The sequence below is a fragment of the Sphingopyxis sp. CCNWLW2 genome, assembly GCF_037095755.1.
GTDB lineage: Bacteria > Pseudomonadota > Alphaproteobacteria > Sphingomonadales > Sphingomonadaceae > Sphingopyxis.
In genome coordinates this window covers 1509609-1521344 of record NZ_JBAWKJ010000001.1, presented here as the reverse complement: position 1 = coordinate 1521344, position 11736 = coordinate 1509609, and the positions used below count along the sequence as shown (strand labels likewise).

Genomic DNA, 11736 nt, shown 5'->3' with positions numbered 1-11736 from the left:
CCCCAAGAACAATGAAGGACGCCAAAATGATAGCTGGTTCGATTCTGGTCGGCGCGGCCGAAGACAGTGCAACCGAGACCTTCCTCGCGGTCGATCCGTCGACCGGACAGACGATCGAACCGCCGTTCGGCGCCGCGGACGCGGGCCATGTCGACCGTGCCTGCGCGCTCGCCGATGCCGCCTTCGCCAGCTTTTCCGAAACCACGCTCGAAGCGCGGGCGGCCTTCCTCGAAGCCATCGCCGACGGCATTGCCGCGATCGGCGACGATCTGATCGAACGCGCAATGGCCGAGAGCGGCCTGCCGCGCGCAAGGCTCGAGGGTGAGCGCGGCCGCACGATGGGGCAGCTGCGCATGTTCGCCGCCTTTGTCCGCGCGGGCGACTGGCTGCACGCGACGATCGATCCCGCCTTGCCCGACCGTGCGCCGTTGCCGCGGCCCGACCTCCGCCGTCGTCATCTCGCGCTCGGCCCCGTCGCGGTGTTCGGTGCCAGCAACTTCCCGCTCGCCTTCTCGGTCGCCGGGGGCGACACCGCGTCGGCGTTCGCGGCGGGCTGTCCGGTCGTGGTCAAGGGCCACCCCGCGCACCCCGGCACGGGCGAGCTTGTCGCACGCGCGATCCGCGCGGCGGTCGCAAGCTCGGGCCTCCACGAAGGCGTCTTCTCCTATCTGCCCGGCCCGTCGAACGCGCTCGGCGGCGCGCTCGTCGCCGATCCGCGGATCAAGGCCGTGGGTTTCACCGGTTCGCGCGGCGGCGGGCTCGCGCTGATGCAGATCGCCGCGACGCGCGCCGAGCCGATCCCGGTGTATGCCGAGATGAGCAGCATCAATCCGGTCATCCTTTTCCCTGCCGCGCTCGGGAACCGGGCCGAAGCGCTCGGCGAGGCGTTCGCCCAGTCGCTGACGATGGGCGCCGGCCAATTCTGCACCAACCCCGGCCTGCTGATCGCGCTGGACGGCCCCGATCTCGACCGCTTCGCCGCGGCGGCGGGCGCCGCGCTGTCGGCCATCGCGCCTGCGACGATGCTAACGCCGGGCATCCACAAAAGCTTCGAGAGCGGCGTCGATGCCCTCGAGCGTCATTCGGCGACACGGCTTGTCGCGCGCGGGGCCGAAGGGCCGGGGACTTGCGCCGCGCGCGGTGCGCTGTTCATCACCGACGCCGAGGGTTTCCGCGCCGACGCCGCGCTCGGCCACGAGGTGTTCGGCTCATCGTCGGTGATCGTCCGTTGCCGCGATATCGACGAGGTTGCCGCGTTGATTGCCGGGCTCGAGGGGCAGCTCACCGCGACGCTCCAGATCGACGCCGACGACGAGCCGCTCGCCTCGCGGCTGCTGCCGCTGATCGAGCGCAAGGTCGGGCGCATCCTCGCCAATGGCTGGCCGACGGGCGTCGAGGTGGGCCATGCGATGGTCCATGGCGGACCCTATCCGTCGACCTCGGACGGGCGGAGCACGTCGGTCGGCACGCTCGCGATCGAGCGCTTCCTGCGTCCGGTCAGCTATCAGAATCTGCCCGAAAGCCTGCTTCCGGCAGCGTTGAAGCCGGCCAATCCGTGGGGTATTGCGCGCCGTATCGACGGCGCGCTTGTTTTGGGCGATTGATAAGGCAGCGCTCGCGTCCGGCGGTGGGCGCGAGCGCTGCCTCCCCCTGTTCAGTTGCCTACGGCCGCGCTGTCATAAAAGGCGTCGGGGGGAAGGAAATCAGGGTGCGGCGGCGGTCGGACCTTCGCCGCCATCGGCGATGAATTTTTCGAGTTGCTGTTCGAGCACCGGAAGCGGCACCGACCCCAAAGCGAGGAAGGTGTCGTGGAACTTGCGCTGGTCGAACTTCGGTCCCAGCTCGGCCTCGGCCTTGGTGCGCAGCCGGCGGATCGTGATCTCGCCGAGTTTGTAGGCGAGCGCCTGTCCGGGCCAGCTGATATAACGGTCGATCTCGGTCTCGACATCATGCTGCGCCAGCGCGGTGTGGCTCGCGAGATAGTCGATCGCCTTCTCGCGGCTCCAGCCATAATGATGGACGCCGGTGTCGACGACGAGCCGCGACGCGCGCCACATCTCGAACGAAAGGCGGCCGAAATCCTCGTAGGGCGTGCGATAGATGCCCATCTTGGTGCCGAGCCATTCGGTGTAGAGCCCCCATCCCTCGCCATAGCCCGAGAAATAGGTCTGGCGGCGGAAGGCCGGCCATTTCACCGTCTCGAGCGCGACCGCGGCCTGGAAGCTGTGCCCGGGGACGCATTCGTGGAGCGTCAGCGCGGGGATCTGATACAGCGGCCGCGACGGCAGGTCGTAGGTGTTCATCAGACACGCATCGAGCCCGCCGCGCCCTGCGGTATAGGTCGGCGCGATCGCGTCGGGCACCGGCAGGATCGTGAAACGATAGCGCGGCAGGAAACCGATCGTATATTTCAGCTGGCCGTCGGCGCGCTTGGCGACAAGCGCCGAGAAGGCGAGCAGCTCCTCGGGGGTCTTCGCATAAAATTGCGGATCGGTGCGGAGGAACTGGATGAACGCCGCAAGGTCACCTTTGAACCCCGCCTTCTCCTTCACCTGCTCCATCTCGGCGGTGATCCGCGCGACTTCCTTGAGGCCGATTTCGTGGATCTGTTCGGCGGTCAGCGCGGTGGTCGTATATTCGCGGATCTGCGCCTGATAGAAAGCCTTGCCATCGGGCATCGCCTCGGCCGCCAGTGTCGTGCGCGCCTTCGGCAGATACTCTTGCTTGAAGAAGGTCAGCAGCTTGGCATAGGCGGGCGCGACCGTCCCCGAAATCACCTGCTGCGCTTCGGCGCGCAGCCGCTCCTGATCGGCGGCGGGGATCGTCGAGGGCATCTTGGTGAAGGCGCTGTAAAAGGGGTTTTTCGCCGGGTCGGTGTCGACATAGGCGGCGATCGTCGCGTCGCGTCCGTCGAGCGAGGCGCGCGGCACGCTGAAGCCGCGCTTCAGGCCGGCGCGCATATTGACGATCTGCTCGTCGAAATAGCGCGGGATATCGCGCATGCGCCCGATATAACGTTGATATTCCTCAAGCGACGGCCAGGCGTCGCGCGCACTCAGCCCCGACCAGAACTGGCTGTCGGCGTTGAACGGCATCTCCCACATCCGGTACTTGCCCTCGGCGACGAAAGCCTCGAGGCTCGTGCGCAGCACCGCGGCGTTGATCTTCTCATTTTCGGACAATTGATCGGTGGGGATGGCGTCGAGCGCGGCGAGCGTCTTTTGCCAATAGGCCTGCCGCGCCGCCTGCGTCGCCGCGTCGACGCGCGGCAGATGGTCGGCCGATGCGGTGAAGGGCGGATCGCCGATGCGGCGGGCGAATTCCTTCTGCCGCCAGGCCCATTCGGTCTCGTACAGCTCGCGAAGCCGGGCGTCGGCGCTTCCCGGCGTGGCGGCCGCGGCCGAAGGGGCAGCCGCGGCGGGAGCCTCTGCCGCCGCGGGCGCGAGCGGCAGGAGGGCGAGGGTCGAAAGCAGGATCGTGCGCGTGAGCAATTCTTGTCTCCTCATCGGAAAAATCAGGCGGCGGGTTCGGGATTGGGGTTCTTGCCCCCGCCCGCGATCCATTCGTCGAGCACGCGTTCGAGCGTCGGCAGCGGCACCGACCCGAGTCCGAGCAGCGTGTCGTGGAACCAACGCTGGTCGAAATTGGCGCCGAGCTTCGCTTCGGCCTCGGCGCGCTTGCGGCGGATCAGCATCTCGCCAAGCTTGTAGGCAAGCGCCTGCCCCGGATCGTTGATGTAACGGTCGACCTCGATCGTGACCTCATGATCCGACAATGCCGTGTGCGCCTTCATGAAATCGAGCGCCTGCTGGCGCGTCCAGCCCTTGTGATGCAGTCCGGTATCGACGACAAGCCGCGCCGCGCGCCACATTTCATAGGTTTCGCGTCCGAACTCGTCATAGGGCGTCTCGTAAATGCCCATCTGGATGCCGAGCCATTCGGTGTAGAGCCCCCAGCCCTCGCCATAGCCCGAGAAATAGGTCGTGCGGCGGATCTGCGGGCGGTCGGGCGCCTCGAGCGCGAGCGCCGCCTGAAAGCTGTGCCCCGGCGCGCATTCGTGCGCGGTCAAAGGCGGGATCGTATAGAGCGGCCGCGCCGGGAGGTTATAGGTGTTCATCAGGCAGCTCTCGAGCCCGCCGTTGCCGCCCGTCGCGAAGGGCGCGATATTGTCGGGGGTCTGGCGGATCGTGAAGCGATAGCGCGGCAGATGGCCGACGAGGAATTTGAGCTGGCCGTTGATCTTGTTCGCGACATAGGCCGATTTCGCCATCAGCTCGTACGGCGATTTCGCGGTGAACTGCGGATCGGTCTTGAGGAAGTGGAGGAAGCCGGCGAAATCGCCCTTCCACCCGGCCTTCTTCATCGTCGCCTGCATATCGGCGTCGATCCGCGCGACCTCCTTGACCCCGATTTCGTGGATCTGCTCCGGCGTCAGGTCGAGCGTCGTATATTGGCGGATCTTCGCGGCATAATAGGCCTTGCCGTCGGGCAGCGCTTCGCCGGCAATCGGAACGCGCGCGTTGGGGATATATTCGTCGCGGACGAACGCGCGCAGTTTCGCGAACGCCGGTGCGGCGGCGGCGACCGCCGCGCGGCCCTCGGCGACCAAAGCCGCGCGTTCGCTTTCGGGAATATTGCCGGGGATCGCGGCGAAGCTGGTGAACAGCGGATTCTTGTCGACGTCGGACGACGCCAGCGGTGCGATCGGCGCGTCGCGGCCGGCGAGCGAGACGCGCGGCTTGGTGAAGCCGCGCTTGAGGCCCGCGCGCATGTTGACGATCTGCTCGTCGATATAGCGCGGCATGTCGCCGAGCCGCTTGATATAATTGCGGTAAGCCTGTGCCCCCGGCAGTCCGCCGCGCGGCGCGATCCACGTCCAGAAACCGAACGGGTCCTCGAACTCGCGATATTTCTGCTCGACGCCGAATTCCTCGAGCGCGGTCTTGAACACTTCGGCGTTGATCCGCTCTTCGGGCGACAGCTGGTCGAACGGAATCTTGTTGAGCTCGGTCAGCGCCTTGTTCCAATAGGCGGCGCGGCGCGCCTGGCTTGCGGCGTCGACGCTCGGCAGCCGGTCGCTACCCTCGCGTTCGCCGTCGGGATCGAGCGCGAGTTCCTTGGTGCGCCACTGCCATTCGGCGTCATAGAGCGCTTTCAATCGGGCGTCGGCCGATTGCGAAGCGGCCTGCGGTGCCGACTGGGCAAAGGCGGGTGCGGACAGCACGATGGCCGGGACGGCCAGCAGTGCGGGAGCGAGATATCGCATCGAAATTTCTCCTGTTGATCAGTAACCGGCCGCGAGGCCGGCGCGGCGGGGGTCAGCGACGCCGGTCAGGCTGCCGTCGGCATTGCGCTGGATCGCCTGGATCGATCCGAAGTGCCAATTATAGGGGGCGGTCGGGCGGACATTGACGCCATAGCGCGCCTTGAGTTCGTCGCGCACGGCCTGCGTCACGCGGCTCTCGACCACCATCGGCACCCCCGCCTGCGACCCCTGGAAACGCGGGGCATCGACCGCCTGCTCGAGCGGCATGCCATAACCGAGCAGGTTGATCAGCGTGATCGTCACCGCGCGCGACGACAGGCCGGGCGAGCCGATCGTCATCCACGGCTTGCCGTCCTTGGCGACCATCGTCGGCGGAAAGGGCGAGATCACGCGGCGGCCGGGGCCGGCGGTGTTGCCGGGGAAATTATTGCCGCTGTTCATCGCGATCCCGTCGACGACCATGCCCGTCGCGAAGGTGCTGCCGTAAACCGAGTGGGTGACCGAGGCCATGTTACCCTGCGCGTCGACCGCGACGAGATGATTGGTGTCGGTCGAGTGGCGATCGTGCGTGCTGAAATTGGCCGCGAGTTCGAGCGCGCTTCCCGGCGTCGCCGCGGCCTGCGGCGCTGCGGCGGCGGGCTTGGGCAGGCTCGCGGTGACCTGTGCCGCAAACCGCTTCGCATTGTCTTTCGACAACAGCATCTCGGTCGGCACATCATAGCTCAGCGGATCGCGCACGAATTCGTCGGTCGCGGTCTCGGCATAGCCGAAGGCACGGCGGATCAGTTCGAGCGCCTCGGCCGACTGCGCATAATGCGGGCGCGCTTTGAGGTCGTAATTCTCGACGACGTTGAGCACCATCGAGATGAGCGTGCCCGCAGTCGACGGCGGCGGGGCGCCGATGATCTCATAACCATTATAGGTCGAGCGCAGCGGCGTTTCCCAGCGCGCCTTATACCCCGCGAGCTCCTCGGCGGTCAGCCCGCCGCCGGTCGCGCGCACCGCCGCGACAAAGCGCTGCGCCCATTCGCCGGTGTAGATATAGGAAGGGCCCTCGGCGGCAATACGGCGCATCGCCTCTGCCAGTCGGGGATGCTTCACGATCGTCCCGACCGGCGGGACATAGCCTTGCGGCAAATATTCCTCACGCCCCGAAGGGTAAGCCGAAAGCCGCGTCAGCGCCGCCTCGGCCAGTTCGCCATAGAGGAAGCTATACATCGGGTAACCGTCGTCGGCGAGCTTGATCGCGGGCTGGAAATAGTCGGCCCATTTGAGCGTGCCGAAGCGGTCGGCGGCGGCTTTCAGCCCCGCGACGGTGCCGGGAATGCCGATGCGCTTGCCCGACGTGTCGGGCAGCCGCTCGCCCCCGCCGCCGGTATATTGCGCCCAGCCGCCGCCGACCTGCGCGTCCTTCGTGTGGTCGAGTTCGGCGTCGAGATAATGATATTCCTTCGTCTTCGCGTCATAGTAGAGGATGGAGACGCCGCCCGCGAGCGTCGTCATCTGCGGTTCGATCACCGCCTGCATCGGCACCGCGGTCAGCACCGCATCGAGCGCGGTGCCGCCTTTCTTCATCACCTCGACCATCGCCTTGGTCACTATGGGGTTCGACGAGGACGCCATCGCCGATTTGGCATGGACCGCGGGCTTCGCGCCCTGTTCCTGCGCGAGCGCCGGCGCAGCAATTATCACGAGCCCGAGCGTGACCAGCAATCGATAGCGTCTATCCATTTTGCGACCCCCTATCTGTTATCCTATCCCCGTGCGTCAGACCGTCCCCTGCGCGGTTACGGGCGTGAAGATGCGGATTCCGAAAACGGGCCCGCAGCGTGTCGTGTCGTTTGCGGGCTGGAAGCGGACGGTGACTTCGTCCTTGCCGCGCGTCAGATCGGTGGGGATCGGATAGTCGATCTCGAAGAATTCACCGGGGTGTCCGCCGTCGAGCGCCTGCGTCGCGATCTTCGTCCCGTCGATCAGGATATCGAACAGCTTGTTCCGCTCTTCGCCCCAATAGGTCGCCTGCAGGACGAGCGGGCCGGGACGCACCTTCGCCTTATATTCGAAGAAGCCGAAGGTTCGCGCGTCGCGCCCGTGGCGGCCGCGATAGGTGACGGCGTAGCTGTTCTTGGCGGTGAGCCCATGGTCGCGCTCGGGTTGCATCTCGCCGAGGTTCATCACGTCGACCGAACGGCGGGCGAGGTCCTGCTGGCGCGCATGTTCGGCGGCAAAGGCGACCTGCTCGCGCGCCCATCCCGCATCGTCGAAGCTTTTGAAATAGACAGCCGTACGGCGATCGCGCTGCTGGAAAAAGGGCGCGAAGGCGAGGTCGGCAGGCCTTGCGATTCCGGTGGTGCGAAACCGTCCCGCGGCGGCATCGACAGGAGCGAAGCCCGCGAGCACCTCGGCGGCGACCAGCGCGGGGGCGGGCCCCTCGAACGGCTGGTCGGCGGGGCCGAGGTCAGCGGCGAGCACGACCGGGCCATGCAGCAAGGCGACCATCGATGGATCGTCGTTCGCGCTTTCGCTGCGCAGCCGCATCGGAAGGGTGAGCGCGATCCGGTCGCCCTTCGCCCAGCGACAGCGGATCACCGCATAATCGCCGGGGGTCCCTGCGGGCACCGGCTTGCCGTTCACTGTCAGCGCCGCGCCCTCGCACCAGCCGGGGATACGCAGCGCGACGGCGAAGTCGCGCGGGCGGTCGAGCGTTTCGAGCGTGATCGCGACGCTTTCGCCGAACGGATAAGCGGTTTCCATCCGGAAACCGGCGCCCTGGCTTTCCCATGTCGCGGTCGAGGCGATGTAGAGGTTCACCAGCAGCGTGTCGCCGCTCTGCCACCACACCGAATCGCCGTGCTTGGCGTGGCTTTCCATCCCCGACCCGACACAGCACCAGAAATCGTCGAAGGGTTTCGAAAATTTGCGCGCCGATCCCGACATCAGCGGCACCATATAGGCGAACATGCCCGTCGCCGGGTCCTGATGCGCGAGGATATGGTTGGTGTGCGCGCGCTCATAATAATCGAACAGCCGCGCTTCGGGCCGCCAGCCATAAAGATGGCGGGTGAGCTTGAGCATATTATAGCTGTTGCAGCTTTCGCACGTCTGCTCGGTGATATGTTTCGAGATCGTCCGCGGCGCCGGGAAATATTCGCGGTCGGCATTGCCACCGATGACATAGGAGTAATCGCGGATCACCGTTTCCCAGAAGAAGCGCGCTGCCGCCGCATCGCCCGCCTTGCCGGTCAGCTCGTGCAGACGGGCAAGGCCGATGATCTTCGGGATCTGGGTGTTGGCATGGATCCACGGCAGCGAATCCGTGCCCTCGCTCAGCGGGTCGAGTATCTTGCGGTGCCGCAGCCGCTCGGCGAGGCGCAGCCAGCGCGGGTCTTTCGTTCGCGCGTGCAGCTCGGCGAAACTCTCGTTGATCCCGCCATGCTCGCAATCGAGTATCTGCTGGACCTGCGCGTCGTTCAATGCTGCGAACACGCCATCGATATAGGTGCCGAGGCCGACCGCAACGGGCAGCGCCCTGGCATTGCCGCAAAGCTCTTGCGCGTCGAACAGACCGGCGAACAATTTGTGCCAGTTGTAGAAAGGCACCCAGCAGCCGTTGAGGTCGAATCCCATCGAACGGATGTCGCCGCGCGTCAGCTCGGCGAAGATCGTCTTGCCGTCCTCGACGACATCGCCGCGCTTGCGCGTGAAACCCGCGACATAGCCGTCGCCGTGCGCGGTCTGCGCCGCGGCGAGTTCGTCGACGATATAAGAGGTGCGGCGTTTGCATTCTTCGTCGCCTGTCTGGGCGTACATCAGCGACAAGGCGGTCAGATAATGGCCGAGGCTGTGCCCGGCAATGGTATCGCTTTCCCACCCGCCATAGACCGCACCCTTGGGTTCGAGCCCCGCGCTGGCGCGAAAATTATGAAGCAGGCGGTCGGGTTCGAGTGCGTGCAGGTAACGACGATTGCCTTCGATCGCCTCAAGCCAGGGCGATTCGAGCAGGCGGACTGCCGACAGGGGCAACGGTTTGGCTGGCCCGAAAGTCGTGGTCGAAACGGGCGCGGCGCGGGCGAAAACAGGGACAAGCGCGGCGGCTGCGGCGCCCGCGAGCAGGGTGCGGCGATCGACGTGCCATATTTGCATCATGCTCCCCTGAGACTTCGCTCGCCTTGGCAACAGCATATTATATAGTATACGAATTTAGCAAGCGGCTATAATGGCCCTTGGAACATTTGCTGTGAGATGAATGATGAGCGACGAAAAAGTCCGACTTTCGCTGGATGACGTGGCGGCGCTGTCGCGCGAAATCCTGACGCACCACGGCCTCGCGCCTCAGCATGTCGAGGCGGTGACCGAAACCATCGTCGCCGGCGAACGCGACGATTGCGCGAGTCACGGGATTTATCGCCTGCTCGTTTGTGTCAACACGCTGAAGACAGGCAAGGTGATCAAGGACGCCATCCCCCTCGTGCACGATATCGCGCCCGCGCTGGTTCGCGTCGATGCGGGCGGCGGGTTTGCCCAGACCGCGTTCGGCGCGGGGCTGCCGACGCTCGTCGAAAAGGCACGGCGGAATGGAATTGCGGCGCTCGGGATCAACAATTGCGTGCATTTCGCGGCGCTCTGGCCCGAGGTCGAAGCGGTCGCCGCCGCGGGTCTCGTCGCCTTCGCCTGCACCCCCAGCCACGCGTGGGTCGCCCCGGCCGGCGGCATCAAGCCCTTGTTCGGCACCAACCCGATCGCGTTCGGCTGGCCGCGCCCTGGCGCCTATCCCTATATCTTCGATTTCGCGACGAGCGCGGTCGCACGCGGCGAGATCGAACTGCATCGCCGTGCGGGCAAGCCGATTCCCGAAGGCTGGGGCATCGACGCCGAAGGGCGGCCGACGACCGATGCCAAAGCCGCGCTCGACGGCGCGATGCTGACATTCGGCGGACACAAGGGGTCGGCGCTCGCGACGATGGTCGAACTGATCGCGGGGCCGCTGATCGGCGATCTCACCAGCGCCGAATCGATCGCACTCGACGATGGCGCCGGCTCATCGCCGATCGGCGGCGAATTCATCCTCGCGATCGATCCCGCGGGCTTCCTCGGCGCCGAGGCGGCGAAGCATATCGAACGTGCCGAAGCGGTATTCGACGCGATCACCGGGCAGGGTGCGCGCCTGCCGTCGCAGCGCCGCTTCGAGGCGCGCGCGCGCAGCCTCGCCAATGGCGTGCAGGTGCCGCGTCCGCTCTACGACGACGTGCGCGCGCTGCTGGGCTAGCTCAGCCGAACGGCCGGTCGATCGCGGGCGAGGGTTCGGTGAACCATTTGGCGCCGCTTTCGGTCATATAGAAATGATCCTCGAGCCGGATGCCAAAGCGGTCGGGGATAACGATCATCGGCTCGTTCGAAAAACACATGCCGGGTGCGAGCGGGGTCGTGTCGCCGCGCACCAGATAGGCGGGCTCGTGGATCGACAGCCCGATGCCGTGGCCGGTGCGGTGCGGCAGCCCGGGCAAGCGATAGTCGGGGCCGAGCCCCGCCTTCTCCAGCACAACACGCGCCGCGGCATCGACCGCCTCGCACGGCGCGCCGGGCAGCGCGGCGTCGAAGGCCGCGGCCTGTGCTTCCTTTTCGAGCGCCCAGATATGCCGCTGCTCCGTATCGGCGTCGCCGAAAACATAGGTGCGCGTGATGTCCGAGTTATAGCCCTCGATAACGCAGCCGACATCGATCAGCACGACGTCGCCTTCGTGCAATTGCGCGTCGCCGGGAAGCCCGTGCGGAAAGGCGGTCGAACGGCCGAACTGGACGATGCAGAAGCTGTTGCCGCCCGGCGCTCCGATTTTGCGGTGCGCCTCCTCCAGAAAGCGCGTGACCTCGCTCGCGCGGATGCCGGGGGCGAGGATGCGTGCGGCGCGGCGATGCACTTCGAGCGTCATCGACTTCGCCTGCTGGAGCAGCGCGAGTTCGGTCGCCGATTTAACCATCCGGCAGCCGTCGACAATCGGCCCGCCGTCGACGATGTCGAGCGCCGGACCGGCGCGGCGGATGCGATCGACGAACAGGAACGCCATGCCCGGATCGATTGCGAGCCTGGTCGCACCAGCCTCGCGCAAGGCACCGACCACCAGTTCGGACGGGCTCTCATCCTCCTCCCACAATCGCAACTCGACCTCGATCTTGAGGTCGGCCTCGAGCGTGCCAAGTTCGAACGCGGGCGCGATGACGATGGGTTTTCCCGTGCGCGGCAGCAGCATCGCGACGAGCCGCTCGCTCGCGCCCCACGGGATGCCCGCGTAATAGCGCAGGCTCGCGCCCGCCCCGACCAGCAGCGCATCGGCGCCGTTCGCGTGCATCAGCCGCCGCGCCTTTTCGATGCGCTGCTCGCGCTCCGCCGCGGCGATTGGCGCGGCGCGATCGGCCCAGGGGGTGATGGCGGCGAGTTCCTGTGCGGCGGTCGATCCGCCGATTCCGTTGGTCAT

7 protein-coding genes are annotated in these 11736 nt (G+C 66.3%); 2 read left to right on the top strand and 5 right to left on the bottom strand.

Annotated features, from left to right (window positions below):
- The first annotated feature begins 26 nt into the window (after positions 1–26).
- Positions 27–1604, top strand: coding sequence for an aldehyde dehydrogenase (NADP(+)) (locus tag V8J55_RS07145; RefSeq protein WP_336444963.1), 1578 nt, complete (start codon positions 27–29; stop codon positions 1602–1604).
- A gap of 99 nt (positions 1605–1703) precedes the next feature.
- Here V8J55_RS07145 and V8J55_RS07140 read toward each other — a convergent pair whose 3' ends face one another.
- From V8J55_RS07140 to V8J55_RS07125, 4 genes are read right to left on the bottom strand one after another with little or no spacing between them, the layout of a single operon-like run.
- Complete coding sequence (locus V8J55_RS07140) at positions 1704–3506, bottom strand: DUF885 domain-containing protein (RefSeq protein ID WP_443030792.1); 1803 nt, start codon at positions 3504–3506, stop codon at positions 1704–1706.
- Between the two features lie 8 nt (positions 3507–3514).
- Complete coding sequence (locus tag V8J55_RS07135) at positions 3515–5266, bottom strand: DUF885 domain-containing protein (protein WP_336444961.1); 1752 nt, start codon at positions 5264–5266, stop codon at positions 3515–3517.
- An 18-nt stretch (positions 5267–5284) separates the two neighbouring features.
- Positions 5285–6997, bottom strand: a complete 1713-nt coding sequence (locus V8J55_RS07130; protein WP_336444960.1) for a gamma-glutamyltransferase family protein — start codon at positions 6995–6997, stop codon at positions 5285–5287.
- 36 nt (positions 6998–7033) lie between these two features.
- Complete coding sequence (locus V8J55_RS07125; RefSeq protein ID WP_336444959.1) at positions 7034–9409, bottom strand: glycoside hydrolase family 127 protein; 2376 nt, start codon at positions 9407–9409, stop codon at positions 7034–7036.
- Between the two features lie 106 nt (positions 9410–9515).
- Here V8J55_RS07125 and V8J55_RS07120 point away from each other — a divergent pair, with 106 nt between their 5' ends.
- A complete protein-coding gene (locus V8J55_RS07120) occupies positions 9516–10532 on the top strand; it encodes an Ldh family oxidoreductase (protein ID WP_336444958.1) in 1017 nt (338 codons plus the stop codon).
- Position 10533: 1 nt separating this feature from the next.
- Here V8J55_RS07120 and V8J55_RS07115 read toward each other — a convergent pair whose 3' ends face one another.
- Positions 10534–11736, bottom strand: a complete 1203-nt coding sequence (locus tag V8J55_RS07115) for a M24 family metallopeptidase (RefSeq protein ID WP_336444957.1) — start codon at positions 11734–11736, stop codon at positions 10534–10536.